Below are 17,160 nucleotides of genomic sequence, written 5' to 3' on the forward strand. Positions count from 1 at the left end.
GCCGCCCGCCAGGCCGATGGCCGGATAGACGGTGATGTCGTGGCACTGGTCCGGGCCGGGCTTCGGGTGGCCCGCCTGCGCCGGCGTGTTGCCCACCATGATGTCCACGATGCCCTGGATGGCCGGGCGCAGCGCCGCCGAATCCGCCGCGGTCGGCGCGCCCGTGCCGTTCCGCGACTTCACGACGCTGTCCAGCAGCGGGGCGATGTACCTCGGCGGGATGACGAATTCCATCCCGTTGATCGTCGCCGTGTAGCCGCCCTTGGCGCGCGCCTCGGCGGCCGCCTGCGCGGCGGCCGCGACGTCCTGCGGCGCCTCGGCGTGCGTCGGCGGCGCGGTCAGGCTGTCGAAGATGCGCGGCGAGGACACGATGTGCGCCCGCTCCGGGTGCGCGAGCGGCACCTGGATGACCTCGATGCGGAACAGCGCCGAGTTGGGATCCTGGTCCGGCGCCAGCCGCGAGCAGCCGGCCAGCTCCGTCGGCGAGCGCACGCCGGCCTGACCCGAGACGTACACGTACACGTTGGCCGTGTCGTTGAGGTCGGGCACGACCGTGTGCGTGTGCGAGCCGCGGCACGTCTGCACGTTCGCGATGTAGCGGGGATTCGTGATGTCCGTGATGTCGAAGATCCGGATGCCGCGCAGCCGGTCGGCGCTGACGGAGTCGTGCACGCCCTGCGTGCCGCAGTCCAGGCGGCCCCCGGTGCCCTCGCCCGAGACGAACAGCAGGTTCCGGTACACCGAGACGTCGCTCTGCGAGGCCGGGCACAGGTACCCGGTCTTGAGCGCCGGCGCCGCCGGGTTGGTCACGTCCCAGACCTGGAAGCCGTTGTAGTTCCCCTGGATCACGTACGGCCCCTGGAACGCCAGATCGGAGTTCGTGACGCCCTTGAACCGCTCCGACGGCTGCGTCCTCGAGACGACGCGCAGGTTCCACGTCGCCTCGGCGGCGTCCATGAGGCCGGCGCGGAGGCCCACGCGCGGATCCGGGGTGGGCGGCGTGGTGGACAGGTTCGGGGCCTGCGCGTACGCCATCGTGGCGCCCGCGGCAAGGGTGAACGATCCGATCAGGAGCGTCAGCGAGCGTCGCATGGACACCTCATGAGGACGGGGGACACGGGGCATCGAGATCACTGGCTGGGAGCGCCGAACAGCACCGTGCCGAGCATCCGCTGCATGCGGGCGATCTCGGTCGTCTGGTCGGCGTACACGTCGGACGCGAACTTGTAGACGGTTTCCTCTTCCCCGGCGCCGCGGGCGAACAGGGCGTTCACCATGGTGACGGCGCCGCTGTGGTGCTGGATCATGAGCCGCAGGAACAGGCGGTCGAACTCGGGGCCCCGGGCGGAGTCGAGCTGCGCCATCTGGGCCGGCGTGAGCATGCCGGGCATCAGCATCGGCTGGTCCATCCCGGGCATGGACATGCCGCGCGGATCCGGGGCCGGCACCGGCTGGTGGTGATCGCCGAGCCAGCGCCGCATCAGTGCGATCTCGTCCGTCTGCGCGTTGATGATGCGCTCGCACAACGTGCGCACCGACGGGCTCGCGCCGTGGCTCGGCGCCCAGCGGGACATGGCGACCGCCTGCGCGTGGTGCGCGATCATGCCGGTCATGAAGTCCACGTCTGCCGCGGTGTAAAGCAGCGCGCCCCGGACGGTGTCCGCCGGGACCTGGGCCAGTGCGCCGGCCGTACTGCCGCACGCAAGGGCGCACGGTACGAGGAGTGCCGCGAAGCGTTTCATTTATAGTAGTGGTTGTGGGTCCAATGAAGACTAACCACGTCGGAGATTAGACGCACGGGGCGAGCGGAAGGTTTCAAGCCCCCGCGGAGGCATCACCATGCCGGTGCCATGAGGATCGTAGCCGGACGGTTCGAGGGCCGGGACCTTGTCTCGCCGAACGATTTCCGCGTGCGGCCGACCGCCGAAGCCGTGCGCGCGGCGTTGCTCGATGCGCTCGCCGCGGAGGTCGGTGGCGCCCGCGTCCTCGACCTGTTTGCCGGCACGGGAGCGCTGGGGCTCGAGGCCCTCTCGCGCGGCGCGCGCAGCGCGGACTTCGTCGAGTTTCGGCCGGCGAGCCTCCACGCGCTCAAGGCCAATGTCGTGGCCCTCGGGCTCAAGCCGCAGACCCGCATCTTCAAGCGCGACGCGGTCCCGTTCGCCGAGGCGCTCGGCGCCGACAGCTACGACGTCGCGTTCGCCGATCCGCCGTACGGCTCGAAGATCCTCGATCGCGTGATCGCGGCGTGGCGGCGGAGCGGCTTCGCGCGGGTCTTCGCGATCGAGCACGACCCGGCGCACGACCTGCCGGCCGGCGTCCGTCGGATGGACTTCGCCGAGGCCGCCGTGACGATCTACCGGCTCTAAGCCGCGCGCGGCGGCAGCGCCCGGGCCCCACGCCCGGACGCGCAATGACACAGTAACTCATTGCGATATAGGAGCTTCCAGCGTCGGCCTTCACGACGCGCCCGGACCGGTCGCGTCGCCAAGCGCGCTCATTCCCGGACGGTTACATTTCCCGTCCACCTGCACATCGAGGTACCCATGGGCGCCCGCGCCGACGCACTAGCGGACCGCATCGAGCTTGGGGCGCGCGCGCTCGCGAGCTTCGCCGAAGGGCTGACCGACGCCGAGTGGCGCACGGCGGTCCCGCCCGACGGGCGCCAGGCCGGCGTGATGATTCATCACGTGGCCAGCATGTATCCCATCGAGCTGGACCTGGCGCGCACCATCGGGTCGGGCAAGGCCGTCACCGGACTCAGCTGGACCGACGTCGCCAAGCTGAATGCCGAGCACGCGCACCACCACGCCGCGGTGGGCAAGCGCGAGACGGTGGAGCTGCTGCGGCGCAACGCCCGGGCGGCCGCGGACGCGGTCCGCACGTTCACCGACCAGGAGCTGGACCGCGCCGCTCCCCTGTCGCTCGAGGCGGACGCCCCGCTGACGGCGCAGTTCTTCATCGAGCACCACCCGTTGCGTCACGCCTTCCACCACCTCGCCAGGATCCGGGCGGCGCTGCAACGCTAGTGTCTCACCGTTGCCGCCGCGCGTGACCGGGGCCGGGGTGCTCCGCCCCTGGCTGCCGGCCCGCTGCGGGGATCGTCCGCCCTCGCGCGCGCGGCGACGGAAGCCGTGACCCGCATGCTGCGCTTCCTGTCCCGCTTCTTCCACGACGACGTCGCGTTCGCCCGCGGCCGGACCGTCGCGCTCTACGCGGTGCTGGCGGCCGCCAACGCCGGGGCGTGGCTGTGGGCGGTCACCGCGTTCCGCGCCTACCCGCTGCTGCTCGGCACGGCGCTGCTGGCCTACAGCCTCGGCCTGAGACACGCCATCGACGCCGATCACATCGCCGCGATCGACAACGTCACCCGCACGCTGATGCAGGAGGGGAAACGGCCGGTCGCGGTGGGGTTCTTCTTCTCGCTCGGCCACTCCACCGTCGTGGTGCTGGCCGCCGTGGCGATCGCCGCGACGGCGTCCGCCCTGAGCACCCGGCTGGCGTCGTTCCGGACGGTGGGCGGGGTCGTGGGCACCTCCGCTTCGGCGGCGTTTCTCCTGCTCATCGCGGTGATGAACCTGTTCATCCTCGTGTCGCTGTACCGCACGTTCCACGGGGTGCGCACCGGGCGCCGCTACGAACCCGAGAGCCTGGAGGAGCTCCTCGCCGCGGGCGGGCCGCTGGCGCGCGTGCTGCGCCCGCTGTTCCGCATGATCCGGCGCAGCTGGCACATGTACCCGCTGGGACTGCTGTTCGGGCTCGGGTTCGACACCGCCACCGAGATCGGCCTGCTGGCCATCTCCGCCGCCGAGGCTGCGAAGGGCATGCCGATCTGGTCCATCCTGGTCTTCCCGGCCCTGTTCACCGCCGGGATGTCGCTTGTGGACACGACCGACAGCGTGCTGATGGTGGGCGCCTATGGCTGGGCGTTCACGCGGCCCATCCGCAAGCTGTACTACAACCTCACCATCACGTCGATCTCGGTGCTGGTGGCGTTGCTGGTCGGCGGCGTCGAGGCGCTCGCCCTGCTGGCGGACCGCTTGCACCTGAGCGGCGGCCTGTGGAGCGTCGCCGTGGCCCTCAACGGCGACATCGGGAGCTTCGGCTACCTGATCGTCGCCGTGTTCGTCGCGTGCTGGCTGGTCTCCGCCGCCATCTACCGCCTGAAGGGGTACGACGCGCTCGAGCTGGCGGAGCCCGCCGCGCTCGGAGACGCGGAGCCTCGCTGATCCCGCGCGCGGCGCGCGGCGTCCCGCCGCCTCACGAGCTCCCGATGAGCACGCCTGCCGCGAACACCAGGATGCCCCCGACCATCACCTGGACCACGGCCGGGATCGGGGGCGTGTCCATGTAGCGGTGGCGCACCCAGGCGATGGCGCTCAGCTCCACGACCACGACCGCGATCGCGACCGCCATCGCCACCGTGAACTGGGGGATCAGGAACGGGAGGGAGTGGCCGATCCCCCCGAGCGCCGTCATCGCGCCGCAGATCGCCCCGCGCAGCCACGGATGGCCCCTGCCCGTCAGCGTCCCGTCGTCCGAGAGCGCTTCGGCGAACCCCATGCTGATGCCGGCGCCCACGGAGGCGGCGAGCCCGACCAGGAACGCGTCGTGGGTGGCGTGCGTCGCGAACGCCGCCGCGAAGATCGGCGCCAGCGTCGAGACCGAGCCGTCCATCAGCCCCGCCAGGCCCGGCTGCACGATCTGCAGGACGAACAAGCGGCGCTGCGACTCCTCCTCGGTCGCCTTCGCGCCGCCGCCGAGCTTCTCGCTCTCCAGCTGCTCGGCGCGGTCGGCGTGCGAGATCTCGGCCTGCGCGAGGTCGTCGAGCAACTGCCGCGTCCCGACGTCCTGGGCTCGCGCGGCGGCGTGCTCGTAGAAGCGCCGGGTCTCCAGCTCCATGGCGCTCGCCTGGGCGCGGATCTTCTCCAGCCTCAGCGGCTGCATCAGCCACACCGGGGCGCGCTGCACGAACCCGCGCACGTCCTGGCGCCGGATCAGCGGAATGTGGTCGCCGAACCGCTGCCGGTAGAGCTCGAGCAGGCGCCGGCGATGGTCGGACTCCTCGCCCCGCATGCCCTCGAAGACCGCCGCCGAGGCCGGATAGTTCGGCCGCAGGCCGTCCGCGTAATCGGCGTAGATCCGCTCGTCCTCTTCTTCGAGCGAGATGGCCAGAGCGAGCACCTCGCGGTCGCTCAGGCTGTGGAAGTCGCGCATGGCTGTGCTCCCGGGCGCGCCCGCGTCGGGGACCGAGGACGCCGGGCGAGTTGGTGAGGATGGGCAGGCCGTGGCCTGGCCGGAGACTCGGCGAATGGTCGCAAAGTGCGGACCACGAGCCCGATGCGGAAGGACACCACCGGCATTCCCGCCGCGCCGCCCCGGTCTGGCCACCGCTCGCAGGCGCCACGGTGGTTGCCGCCAGCCGGCCCTGCCCGGGAGGGCGGCCCCCGGCGCTGGCCGACCGCGGCCACGCGCCGTAGGTTTGACGACCATGAGCGACACGCCACCTCCGCCCGCCGGCGGCGCTGCCCCGCCGCCCCCCGCCGCCCCACCGCCCCGCAAGCGATGGTGGCATCATTGGCGCGGCATCCTCGTCACCATCGTCCTCACGCCGGTCCTGCTGTTCGTCGCGTACACCTTCGTCGCCGTGAACTGGAGCTACTCCGACGGCGAGCGCGCCGGCACGCTCCAGAAATTCTCGCGCAAGGGGTGGCTCTGTAAGACGTGGGAGGGCGAGCTGATGCAGCCCACGGCGCCGGGCGTCGCCCCGACGCTGTGGTACTTCACCGTGCGCGACGACGAGACGGCGCGTCGCGTGGAGGCCGGCCTCGGTGTGCGCATCGTGCTCCACTACAAGGAGCACCGGGGCGTCCCCTTCGCCTGCTTCGGCGACACCCACTACTGGGTGGATCGCGTCCGCGTCGAACGGTAGGCCGCGCGCGGCGGGGTCCCGGCCCTCGCGCGGATCACGATCCCCCGCCTGACAAAACGCGCCTCACCGGCGGGCGAGCCGCCCGCCGGTGAGGCGACGCCGTGCACTGCGGAACCCGCGGCCCAGGCGCACGCTGCGGCGCCGCGAGCCGGACTCCACGCGCTCGCTAGGCGGCGGGCGCTTTCCCGACGGGCCAGATGATCAGGGCACCGGCCACGATCGCCAGGAGCGCCATGATCGTGTTCAATCCCGAGAAGTAGAGATGCAGCAGCGGGATCACTCCGGTGAGGACTAGCCAGATGCCCAGCAACAGCATGCCCCAGTCCTTGGTGATCTTCATCGAGAGACTCCTGCGAAGGGTGGACTGCCCTGAGGTAGCCGACCGTCGAGCGCACCGCGCCACGGGCGCGGGCGACGCCCCGCCGGCCATCCCTACGATGCACGCGGCAGCCCGGAAGCGTTAGAGCCGGCGTCGGGGCGACCACCCGCCGTCCGGATCGTTCCCTGCCCCCGCCTCGCTGGCGGGTGTGCCCCGTCGAGCGCCTCGAGCAGGAGGCTCCCGGCGCTTCGGGACGCTAGGGACGGGGTCGCGCCCCGGTGGTGTCGTGATGCTCGGCTCGCGGATGCTCGTGCTCCACGCCGACGATGGTGCCGTCGAGCGCGCTGACGTTGCACTCGTACACACCCGGTCGTCCCGCCAGCGTGAACTCCCAGGACCAGATCAGCTTCCCGTGCTCGTTCTCCAGCTCGACCGCCTGCACCTTGCCGCCCGGAATCCTGGCGGCGGCGACCTTGAGCGCCGAGTCTTCGCTGACCTTGGCCTGCCGCAGCAGGGCGGCTGGAACCTCACGCTGGTAGCCGGCCGCCGGGTTTCGCCCGGGGCCAGGCTGCTGCGCCGGGGCGCCGCCCGCCGCGATCAGCGCGAGTGCGGCCGCCATGAGGGATACGCTCTGCATGTCGTCCTCCTCCTGGACCGTGACGTCGAGCGGGGCGTGGACGGGGCGAGGTTCGTGAGTCCACCGCCGTTGCCAAGACTAGTCCGCCAAGCTGTCGGGAGGATGACACGGCGACAATCCGCGGGTCGGCGCCGGATCCGTCGCCGAGCGTACCCGAAGGCCTGCCGCGACGCCCGCGCGTCCGTGCGCGGCCCTGGCAGGAGGCCGGTCCCGCTGCTAGGCTTGAGGGCCATGTCAACCTGCGTCACCTGCAGTCGAGAGCTGTCGCCCGAGACGGCGTACTGCCCGGCCTGCGGCACGCCCAACCCCGAGGCGACGACGGAGACGATGCGGACGTCCGCGAGCCATGCGGCGCGCGCGATGGCCCCGACCGACCTCGCCTGGCAGCTGCAGAAGGCACTGGGCCCGAACTACCTCGTCGAGCACGAGCTGGGCGAGGGCGGATTCGCCCACGTATTCGCCGTCACCGACCGCAAGCTGTCGCGGCAGATCGCCGTCAAGGTCCTCCGCCCCGAGTTCACCGGCAGCCGCGCGAGCGTCCTCCGCTTCATCCGCGAGGCGGAGTCGGCGGCGAAGCTGCACCACCCCAACATCCTCTCCATCTTCTTCGTGGGCGAGGGCGAGGGGCTGGTCTACTTCGGGATGCCGCTCGTGCACGGGGAGACGCTCGACGCGAGGCTCAGGCGCGAGGGACAGCTCCCCGAGGCGGAAGTGATCCGGATCGGCGGCGACATCGCGGACGCCCTCGCGGACGCGCACGCGCAGAGCCTGGTGCACCGCGACATCAAGCCGCAGAACGTGATGCTGCAGGGCGAGCAGCGGCGGGTGCTGGTGGCCGACTTCGGGATCGCGAAGGCCGCGGCGGGCAGCGGCGAGCGGCTCACGGGGACGGGCACGGTCATCGGCTCGCCGCACTACATGAGTCCCGAGCAGGCCGCCGGCGGCCTGGAGGTGGACGGGCGCAGCGACATCTACTCCCTCGGCATCGTCCTGTGGGAGATGCTCGCCGGCGAGGTGCCGTTCGACGGCCCGACCACCCAGGGCATCCTGATCCAGCATCTCACCAAGGCCATGCCGGGGCTCAGGACCCGGCGGCCGAACGTGAGCACCCAGCTCGACCGGATCGTGGCGCGCTGCACCGAGAAGAAGCCCGCGGACCGCTTCCAGACGGCGAGCGAGCTGGCGGCGGCGCTGAAGGCGCGCGCGACGGCCGCGGCCCTGGCCGCGGCCGAGCAGCGCCGGTTCCCGTTCGCCCGCGCCGCGGCCGTGCTGGGCGCGGTGGTCGTGGTCGTCGGGGGTGGAGCCCTGCTCGCGAAGTCGTTCCGGGCACCTCGCGCGGCCTCGGGCGCCCGCGCCCCCGAGGCCGCGCCGCACGGTGCGGCGGCGCAGGGACAGGTCCACCCGGCCCCGCGCGCCCGCCCCGTGCCGGCGCAACCGCCCCGCAAGGTGCAGCTGGCGCCGACCGAGGTGACGCTGACCGTCGGCGCGACGCACAAGCTGACGGCACTCGCCTACGACGCGGACGGCAACGTCATCCTGTCCGGCCTGCGCTACCACTGGACGTCCAGCAACCCGCAGGTGGCCCGCGTCTCCTCGTCGGGGACCGTCACCGCTCTGTCGCAGGGGAAGGCGACCATCCGCGCGGAGGCTGCCGCCTCCGGATCGCCGCCCAGGAGCGGGACCGCAGACGTCACGGTGAGGCGGCGCGCGCCCTAGCGCCCCCTCACCTCGTCCGCCCCGACCGGGGGCGGCCCTGGCCCTCTACCGCACCCTTGACCGTCACCGCGAAGCCGCCGGCGCGAGCGACTCCCGGCAGGGCGCCGGGAACGCCGCGCGGAGGGTCAACCATCGGCAATCCGTCGCGAGGCGGGCCGCAACAGCGCTAATTCGGCGGCTGCACCTCGTCTTCCCGGGCCGGGCCCGGCATTCGCGCCCCGTCGCGCAGCTCCCGGCGCATCAGGGGTGCACCTCCGTCGCCGGGTGGGCGACAGGCGCGACGTCGTCGAACTGCTCGCGCGCGAGATCGTCCGCGGACTCCGCACGCGAATCGAAGGGACGCAGACGGAAGGCGTAGTGGTAGCTCGGCGCCAGCATCCGGTACTCGTCGTGCGTGTAGGCGCCCCAGGAATTGTCGCCGCCCACGCCCATCACGTGCAGGTCGAGGTCGAGCCAAACCAGGTCGCGGGGCCGGACGTCGTTGACGTGCCGGTTCACCGACTGGTCCCGGTCCACGTAGCCCGCTTCGGGCGTCTCGAAGTCCTCGGGCAGGTTCTTCAGGGCCGTCACCTCGAGGACCGGGGCGCCCACCGCGAGCAGCCCGACCCCGCTGCTGTCGGTGAGCGCGGCCCAGCGCACGTCGGTGCGGTTGCCGTTCTCCTGAGGCCGGACGTACGGCGTGTAGAGGCCGGCGACCGCGCTGGCGTACCGGCCAACCTGCGCCCCCGTCTTGCGGTCCCAGTAGTTCTCGAACGGGCCGCGGCCGAGCCACTCGTCGTGGTCGAACGCGCCCGGCAGGATGAGGCTCATGCCGACCCGCGGCAGCTCCGGCAGCGATGCGGACGCCTTGGTGAGCGTGTTGTCCACCAGCACGTCGCCGGACCCGAGGACGGTGTACGTGCTGGCGAACGTCGCGATCGGAAGGCCGGCCTCGTCCTTCAGCTGCTGCTCGATCGTCACCCGGACGACGCCGGCCGCCACCTGCTCCACGCCAGCCGACGTGACCGCGCGGTTCTCGCCGGCGTAGCGCCAGGCGCGGGCGCGCCGCGGCAGACCGTTCCCCCAGTCGTTGTCCGTGGCCGGGCGCCAGAAATACGGCTGCAGGGCCCGCTGGACCAGCTCGGTCCCACGGTAGCGGAGTGACGCCAGCTCCCCGCGGCCGAGGTCGAAGCGCACCGCGAGGTCGCGCCCGGTCACCGTCGCGCTCGAGTCCGTCTGGGTGAGCTGGAGCGCGGGGAGCGAGGCCGCGGCCACACGCGGCGCGGGCGCCGCCACCGACAGGGCGAACTGCTCCGTGGCGACCTCGTGCCCCGCCGGCACCAGGCCCAGCGCCGCTCGACGCCTGAGGCTCAGGTTGAGGAAGTACTCCCGTCCGGGCTGCGGCGCCGGCAGGCGGTAGCCCAGTGCCACCGTGTGCACGGTTCCGGGCGCGCCGGCGAGCGAGTCCACGACCCCGGAGTCGAGCGGCACGCCGTCGCCGGTGATCCGCCAGTGCAGAGCGAAGTCGTGGAGGTCGGTGAAGTCGTACTCGTTCCGCACCGACACCGTCCCCACGGCGAGGTCCACGGGCGCGAAGTTCACGTACTGGTAGACCTTCTTCACCTCCCACAGGCCCGGGTGCGGCGTGCGGTCCGGGTTCACCAGTCCGTTGTCGTTGAAGCTGCCGTCGCTCGGCACGCCCGGCGGACCGTAGTCGCCGCCGTAGGTCCAGTACGGTCGCCCGTACCAGTCGTGCTCCAGCAGGCCCTGGTCCACCCAGTCCCAGATGAATCCGCCCTGCAACTTCGGATAGCGCTTGATGACGTCCCAGTACTCCTGGAGGTTGCCGGTGCTGTTGCCCATGGCGTGGGCGTACTCGCACATGATCAGCGGCCGGTCGGCGTCGCTTCGGGCGTAGCGCTCGAGGTACGCGATCGGCGGATACATCGGGACGTACAGGTCCGAGTGGCGCTCGGGGGCGTTGGTCTGGATCCCCTCGCGCTCGTATTGCACGGGGCGCGTGGAGTCCCGCCCGTGGATCCAGCGGTAGTCCGCCAGCATGTTGTGCCCGTCGCCGGCCTCGTTCCCCAGCGACCAGATGATCACCGCCGGGTGGTTCTTGTCCCGCTCCACCGCCCGCTGGGTGCGGTCGAGGTGGGCCAGCGCCCACTCCGGCTTGTCCGCCAGCGTGACGTCCTTGTCGTAGCCCATCCCGTGCGACTCGATGTCGGCCTCGCCGATGACGTACAGGCCGTATTCGTCCGCCAGCTCGTAGAAGCGTTCCGGCTCCGGGTAGTGCGAGAAGCGCATGCCGTTGAGGTTGAACTCCTTCATGAGCTGGACGTCGCGGCGCATCGTGGCTTCGTCCTGCACCCACGCGGTCACCGGATTGATCTCGTGGATGTTCGTGCCCTTGAGGTAGATCGCCTTGCCGTTCAACAGGTACCGGCCGCCCTTCACCTCCGTGGTGCGGAAGCCGATCCGGCCGTTCACCACCTCGACCGGCCGGCCGGCCGGGCCCAGCAGCGCCAGCGTCAGGGCGTAGAGGTTCGGCTGCTCCGCCGACCAGAGGCGGGGCGCGGCGACGGCCAGCTCGAGACTCACCGCCGCGGAATCGCGGACGGAGACGGTCTGCCGGCCGGTCGCCACCACCTGGCCGCCGTCCCAGAGTTTCAGCTCGACGGCATACGTCCCCGCCGCCGCGCCGGTGTTCTGCAGCGCCACGTCAACCCTCAGGCGGCCGTCCCGGTAGTCCGGCGCGAGCGACGCCCGGGCGAAATAGTCGCGGATGTGGACGCGGGGACGTGCGTACAGATACACGTCGCGGAAGATCCCGCTCAGCCGCCACTTGTCCTGGTCCTCGAGGTAGCTGCCGTCGCTCCAGCGATAGACCTCCACGGCCAGCGCGTTGGTGCCGGCGTGGACGTACCGCGTGACGTCGAACTCCGCCGGCGTCTTGCTGTCCTTGCTGAAACCGACGATGCGGCCGTTGATCCACAGGTAGAAGGCCGAGCTGACCGCGCCGAACCGCAGGTAGATCTCGCGCCCGGTCCATGCCGCGGGGACCGCGAACGCGTGGCGATAGGAGCCGACCGGGTTGTCTGCGGGGAGCTCGGGCGGCGTGGGCCGGCTGAGAGCGTGGAAGGGGTACTTGATGTTGGTGTAGATCGCGACGCCGAACCCTTGGCGCTCCCAGTTGGACGGGACCGGGATCGTCGGCCAGGCGCGATCGTCGTAGCCCACCCGATAGAAGTCCATCGGCCGGTCTGCAGGCCTGGGCGAGTAGTGGAACTTCCACGGCCCGTTGAGGCTCCGGTACCACGGCGCGGTCGTCGGATGGTCGGTCTGCCAGAACGGTGCGATCGGACCGTCCGCCAGCGCCTGCGCCTCGGTCGCGAACGCGGTGAAGCTCGCCCGCGGCGCCTCGGTGTTCCGGTGCACCACGCCGGGGTTGTCCCAGTCGGGCACCGGACCGTCGCGGACCGGCGTGTCGAACGGCCGGCCGGTTCCCTGGGCCAGGACGTTCGCGGGAATCAGGATCGCGGCGGCGAGGACAACGACCGCTCGGGCAAGGTTCGGCGCACGGCTCCGCGGAAAGCGCACCGGGCTCGGGATCATCGGGAGTCTCCTGTTGCTGGTCGTGCACCGCGGTCCCAAGTATGCGGGCGAGGTTCACCCGCCGTCAAAGCGCGTCTGGCGCCGCTCGCGCTCGTGACGCACTGTTACCGGGACGTTGATGCGCTCGGAGCCGAGCGCGGCTTCTTCACCGTGACGGAGCAACGATCATGCGAGGACGCAGCGCGACCCTGGCTGTAGCGTCTCTCCTGGTGCTGGCTGGCGTCGCCGTCGCCCAGGCGCCGGTCCGCATCGTGATCAACGCCGATCTCGGCGAGACCACCATCAGCAGGTACATCTACGGCCAGTTCGGCGAGGACCTCGGGCGCAACATCTACGACGGGTTCTGGACCAGGGCCGGCACGGGCCAGTGGCATCTGCGCGACGACGTGATCGAGGCGCTGCGGCGGATCCAGGTCCCGACCCTGCGCTGGCCGGGCGGCTGCTTCGCGGACTACTACCACTGGCGCGACGGCATCGGGCCGAGGGACCAGCGGCCGAAGATGGTCAACACCGTCTGGGGCGGCGTGACGGAGGACAACAGCTTCGGCACCCACGAGTACCTGGAGCTGATCCACCGCCTGGGCGCCGAGCCGTTCATCGTCGGGAACGTCGGCAGCGGCACGGTCGAGGAGATGTCGAAGTGGTGGGAGTACCTCCACGCGCCGACCGGGAGCCCGCTGGGCGACGAGCGCGCGGCGAACGGCCATCCCGAGCCGTACGACGTCCGCTTCTGGGGCGTGGGCAACGAGAGTTGGGGCTGCGGCGGCGCGATGACCCCGCAGGCCTACGCGGACAACTACAAGCGCTACGCGGAGTACCTGCGCGGCGCCCGGCCGTTCCGCATCGCCTCCGGCCCCAACTCGGACGACTACGCCTGGACCGAGACGATGATGCGCGAGGCCGGCCGGATGATCGACGGCCTCGACCTGCACTACTACACGCTGGTCGGATCGTGGGCGCACAAGGGGTCGGCCACGGACTTCGGCGAGCAGGGCTGGTTCACGGCCCTGCAGCACGCGGAGCGCATGGACACGCTGATCGCGCGCCATGCCACGATCATGGACCGGTACGATCCCGAGAAGCGCGTGTGGCTCATCGTGGGCGAATGGGGCATGTGGCACGACCCGGAGCCGGGCTCCACGCCGGGGTTCCTCTACCAGCAGAACACGCTGCGGGATGCCGTGGTCGCCGGCCTGCACCTCAACATCTTCAACAGCCACGCGGACCGGGTGCGCATGGCCAACCTCGCGCAGACCGTCAACGTGCTGCAGGCGATGATCCTGACCCAGGGCGATCAGATGATTCTCACGCCCACCTACTGGGTCTTCGACATGTACAAGGTGCACCAGGACGCGACGCTGCTGCCGCTTCACATCAGTTCCGACGCCTACACGTTCAACGGTCAGTCCGTGCCGGCCGTCAGCGCATCCGCCTCGAGGGACAAGGACGGGCGCATCCACCTCACGCTCGTGAACCTGGACCCCGACCGCGGCCGCATGGTGCAGGTCGACATCCGCGGGCAACGGGTCTCCAGCGTCGGCGGGCGCCTGCTGACGGCGACGGCGATGAACGCCGACAACACGTTCGAGCAGCCGAACGCGGTCCAGCCCGTGGACTTCCAGGGGGCCAGGCTCACCGGCGGCAACCTGACGCTGGACCTGCCCTCCAAGTCGGTCGTCGTCGTCGAGCTGCGTTGAGCGAGGGCACCGCGTGAACACCGCGATCCGCCGACTGCTGCTCGCCGTCGCACCCCTCTTCGCCCTGACACCCCTCCATGCGCAGGTCGAACCCAAGGCGGACCCGGTCGCCGACCCGCGCAACGTGGTGACCGACGGCACCGTCCGTCTCACGGTGCTCACGCCCCAGCTCGTACGTCTCGAGTGGGCCGCGGACGGCCGCTTCGAGGACCGGCCCTCGCTCGTGTTCCTGGACCGGCACACGCCGCCCGTCGCGTTCACGCAGCGGAACGAGGACGGCTGGCTGGTGATCGCGACCGCGCAGCTGACGCTCCGGTACCGGCCGAAGAGCGGCCGTTTCGGACCGGAGAACCTGAGCATCACGGTGAAGAACGCGGACTCGACGGTGACGTGGCGGCCCGGCACGACGGATACGGCGAACCTGGGCGGCACGACTCGCACGCTGGACGGGGCGGCGGGCCCGGTGACGATCGAGAAGGGGCTGGTCTCGCGCGACGGCTGGACGCTGGTGGACGACTCGGACCGCCCGCTGTTCGACGCCAGCCCGTGGCCGTGGGTGGTGCAGCGCGCCCCGGCCCAGCGGCAGGACTGGTACTTCTTCGGCTACGGGCACGACTACCGCCGCGCGCTCGCCGACTTCACGCGCGTGGCCGGGAAGATCCCGATGCCGCCGCGCTTCGCGTTCGGCGCGTGGTGGTCGCGTTACTGGGCGTACACCGACACGGAGCTGCAGCAGCTGGTCGAGGATTTCCATCGCCACGACGTGCCGCTCGACGTGCTGGTGGTGGACATGGACTGGCACAACACCTTCGAGCTGCGCTGGCAGGGCCAGCCGAAGGACCAGGCGGGACAGCGGCTGGGCTGGACCGGCTACACCTGGGACCATGCCTACTTCCCGGATCCCGACGCGTTCCTGGGTTGGGTCAGGCAGCGGGGGCTGCACACCACGATGAACCTGCACCCGGCCTCCGGCATCCAGCCCCACGAGGCGCAGTATCCGGCGATGGCGCGCGCCACGGGTATCGACCCGGCCACCGGGCAGTACGTGCCGTTCCGGATCGAGGACCAGCACTTCGCGGAGGCGTACTTCGCCAACGTGATCCACCCCCTGGAGCGACAGGGCGTGGACTTCTGGTGGCTGGACTGGCAGCAGTGGGGCAATACGTCGATCCCGGGACTGACCCCCACCTGGTGGCTGAACTACGTCTTCTTCACCGACATGGAGCGGCAGGGCCTGCACCGGCCGCTGATCTACCACCGCTGGGGCGGCCTCGGCAATCACCGCTACCAGATCGGCTTCTCCGGCGACATGCACTCCACCTGGCCGGCGCTGGCCTTCGAGACGTACTTCACGGCCACCGCCGCCAACGTCGGCTTCGGCTACTGGAGCCACGACATCGGCGGGCACATTCCAGGCCCCGTTGCGCCGGAGCTGTACACGCGCTGGATCCAGTTCGGGATCTTCAGTCCGATCCTGCGCACGCACACCACCAAGAACGCGAACGCGGAGCGTCGCATCTGGGCGTATCCGGCCGAGTTCGCGGACGCGATGCGGGACGCCTTCCAGCTCCGCTACGCGATGATCCCCTACGTCTACACGGCCGCGCGGCGCGCCTACGACTCCGGCGTGGCCGTGGTGCACCCGCTCTACTACGACTGGGCGGAGGCGGCCGACGCGTACGCGTTCCGCGACGAGTACGGCTTCGGCGCGGACCTCGTGGTGAGCCCGGTGGTCGCGCCGATGGACAGCGCCAGCGCGCTGGCGCGCGAGCGCCTGTGGCTGCCGCCCGGCGATTGGGTGGAGTGGTCGAGCGGCGCGCGGCTCTCGGGCCCGCGCGCGCTGGACCGGGCGTTCGCCCTGGACGAGCTGCCGGTCTACGTGCGGGCCGGCGCGATCCTGCCGGAGCAGCCCAAGATGGAGCGGAGCGGCGAGCGGCCGGTGGATCCGCTCATCCTCGACGTGTTCCCCGGCGATTCCGGCAGTGCGCGCATCTACGAAGATGCGGGCGACTCGCTGGGATACCGCGAGGGCGCGTGCACCTTCACGCCGGTGCTCGAGCGGCGGACCGCCGACACCACCGCGCTCACGATCGCGCCCGTGGAGGGCTCGTTCCGGGGCATGCTGCAGGGGCGCGCGTACGAGGTGCGGCTGCGCGGGACGTGGCCGCCCGCGCACGTGACCTGGCAGGGCGCGGATGTCCCGTACCGGGCGGACGGGTCCGCACCGGGCTGGCGCTACGATGGGGACCGGCTCACCACGATCGTGTCGCTGCCGCGGGCCGACGTCGCGACTCGCAAGGAGCTGGTGGTGACGCCGCCCGCCGGCGCCGACGACGCGCTGCTGGACGGCGTGCCCGGCCGGCTGCGGCGGCTCGAGCACGGCATGACCATGCTCGAGACGCTCTGGCCGGCGGACTGGCCGTCCGATGCGTACGTAACGCTGGCCCAGACCGGGCACCGGATCACGCTGCATCCGGACTCGGCGGCGGTGGAGCTGAGGCGCTTTCGGGAGCAGCTGCCCGACGTGCTGCGCGCCCTGCGGCAGATGAAGGGCGACACCGCGGTGATCCGCCGGGTGCTGCGGCACCTGGACCAGGCGCCGTAGCCGGACCGGCGCCGGCAAACCAGCGGCTGGGAGCCATCCATGGACGGCGTAGCGTTTCGATGCCTGGTCGCACTCATCTTCGTCGCCTACATGGCCCACCGCGTCTACTACATCCGCAAGGTACCGCACGCCTCCGCTTCGGTCGTGAAGCAGCCGCCCGAACCGGGCGGCGCCATCATGTTGCTGCTCATGCTCACGACCGTGGTGATCCTCGCACTGTACGTCGTCGCTCCCCGGCGCGTGAGCTGGGCGTCGTTCGCCCTGCCGGCGCCGATCCGGTGGGCGGGACTCGGCCTCACCTTCACCGCGTTCGCCCTGCTGGAGTGGTCGCAGTCGGCGCTGGGGCGGAACTGGAGCCTCCGCGTGCAGCTGCTCAAGGAGCACGAGCTGGTGGTCGGCGGGCCCTACCGCTGGGTGCGGCATCCGATGTACACGGCCGGCCTGCTGACCAACGTCTCGGTCCTGCTGCTCTCGGCCAACTGGGTCGTCGGCGGGAGCTGGCTGCTGATGCATGGCTGGCAGTTCGCGCGGCGCATCCCGCTCGAGGAGCGCCTGATGGTAGAGCAGTTCGGCGACTCGTACCGGCGGTACATGCGGACGACCGGCCGGCTCCTGCCGCGGCTCGGGCATCGCGGCCAGTCCCCCCTCACGCACCCGTGA

At 71.2% G+C, this 17,160-nt stretch carries 14 protein-coding genes; 8 read left to right on the top strand and 6 right to left on the bottom strand.

Going from position 1 to position 17,160, the window contains the following annotated elements; genetic code table 11:
* Both VMF70_04810 and VMF70_04815 read right to left on the bottom strand, forming a co-directional pair.
* On the bottom strand, positions 1–1,092 hold a 1,092-nt coding region (locus VMF70_04810; GenBank protein ID HTT67328.1), incomplete at its 3' end, for a hypothetical protein.
* A 38-nt stretch (positions 1,093–1,130) separates the two neighbouring features.
* Positions 1,131–1,742 carry a DUF305 domain-containing protein gene (locus tag VMF70_04815; protein HTT67329.1) on the bottom strand — a complete coding sequence of 204 codons (612 nt, stop codon included), beginning with the start codon at positions 1,740–1,742 and terminating at the stop codon, positions 1,131–1,133.
* A gap of 108 nt (positions 1,743–1,850) precedes the next feature.
* On the opposite strand from VMF70_04815, the gene VMF70_04820 reads away from it, so the two are divergent.
* The 3 genes from VMF70_04820 (at position 1,851) to VMF70_04830 (ending at position 4,226) form a co-directional block, all read left to right on the top strand.
* Positions 1,851–2,366: an RsmD family RNA methyltransferase gene (locus VMF70_04820; GenBank protein ID HTT67330.1), complete on the top strand. Its 516-nt coding sequence runs from the start codon at positions 1,851–1,853 to the stop codon at positions 2,364–2,366.
* A gap of 177 nt (positions 2,367–2,543) precedes the next feature.
* Entirely contained in the window at positions 2,544–3,026 is a 483-nt protein-coding gene (locus tag VMF70_04825) for a hypothetical protein (protein HTT67331.1), read from the top strand.
* A 114-nt stretch (positions 3,027–3,140) separates the two neighbouring features.
* On the top strand, positions 3,141–4,226 hold the full coding sequence (locus tag VMF70_04830) for a HoxN/HupN/NixA family nickel/cobalt transporter (protein HTT67332.1): 1,086 nt from the start codon (positions 3,141–3,143) through the stop codon (positions 4,224–4,226).
* 31 nt (positions 4,227–4,257) lie between these two features.
* On the opposite strand, the gene VMF70_04835 is transcribed toward VMF70_04830, so the two are convergent.
* Positions 4,258–5,214, bottom strand: coding sequence for a ferritin family protein (locus VMF70_04835; protein HTT67333.1), 957 nt, complete (start codon positions 5,212–5,214; stop codon positions 4,258–4,260).
* A gap of 274 nt (positions 5,215–5,488) precedes the next feature.
* On the opposite strand from VMF70_04835, the gene VMF70_04840 reads away from it, so the two are divergent.
* Complete coding sequence (locus tag VMF70_04840; GenBank protein ID HTT67334.1) at positions 5,489–5,929, top strand: hypothetical protein; 441 nt, start codon at positions 5,489–5,491, stop codon at positions 5,927–5,929.
* Positions 5,930–6,095: 166 nt separating this feature from the next.
* Here VMF70_04840 and VMF70_04845 read toward each other — a convergent pair whose 3' ends face one another.
* Positions 6,096–6,269, bottom strand: a complete 174-nt coding sequence (locus tag VMF70_04845; GenBank protein ID HTT67335.1) for a hypothetical protein — start codon at positions 6,267–6,269, stop codon at positions 6,096–6,098.
* Positions 6,270–6,504: 235 nt separating this feature from the next.
* On the bottom strand, positions 6,505–6,885 hold the full coding sequence (locus tag VMF70_04850) for a PepSY domain-containing protein (protein ID HTT67336.1): 381 nt from the start codon (positions 6,883–6,885) through the stop codon (positions 6,505–6,507).
* Positions 6,886–7,116: 231 nt separating this feature from the next.
* On the opposite strand from VMF70_04850, the gene VMF70_04855 reads away from it, so the two are divergent.
* A complete protein-coding gene (locus VMF70_04855) occupies positions 7,117–8,601 on the top strand; it encodes a protein kinase (GenBank protein HTT67337.1) in 1,485 nt (494 codons plus the stop codon).
* 240 nt (positions 8,602–8,841) lie between these two features.
* Here VMF70_04855 and VMF70_04860 read toward each other — a convergent pair whose 3' ends face one another.
* Positions 8,842–12,198, bottom strand: coding sequence for a glycoside hydrolase family 2 TIM barrel-domain containing protein (locus tag VMF70_04860; GenBank protein HTT67338.1), 3,357 nt, complete (start codon positions 12,196–12,198; stop codon positions 8,842–8,844).
* Between the two features lie 167 nt (positions 12,199–12,365).
* Here VMF70_04860 and VMF70_04865 point away from each other — a divergent pair, with 167 nt between their 5' ends.
* From VMF70_04865 to VMF70_04875, 3 genes are read left to right on the top strand one after another with little or no spacing between them, the layout of a single operon-like run.
* Positions 12,366–13,895, top strand: coding sequence for an alpha-L-arabinofuranosidase C-terminal domain-containing protein (locus VMF70_04865; protein ID HTT67339.1), 1,530 nt, complete (start codon positions 12,366–12,368; stop codon positions 13,893–13,895).
* Between the two features lie 13 nt (positions 13,896–13,908).
* The gene (locus VMF70_04870; protein ID HTT67340.1) at positions 13,909–16,500 is read left to right on the top strand and encodes a TIM-barrel domain-containing protein; all 2,592 of its coding nucleotides are present in this window, start codon (positions 13,909–13,911) and stop codon (positions 16,498–16,500) included.
* Positions 16,501–16,539: 39 nt separating this feature from the next.
* Entirely contained in the window at positions 16,540–17,160 is a 621-nt protein-coding gene (locus VMF70_04875) for an isoprenylcysteine carboxylmethyltransferase family protein (GenBank protein ID HTT67341.1), read from the top strand.

It is taken from the genome of Gemmatimonadales bacterium (assembly GCA_035502185.1).
Taxonomy (GTDB): domain Bacteria; phylum Gemmatimonadota; class Gemmatimonadetes; order Gemmatimonadales; family JACORV01; genus Fen-1245.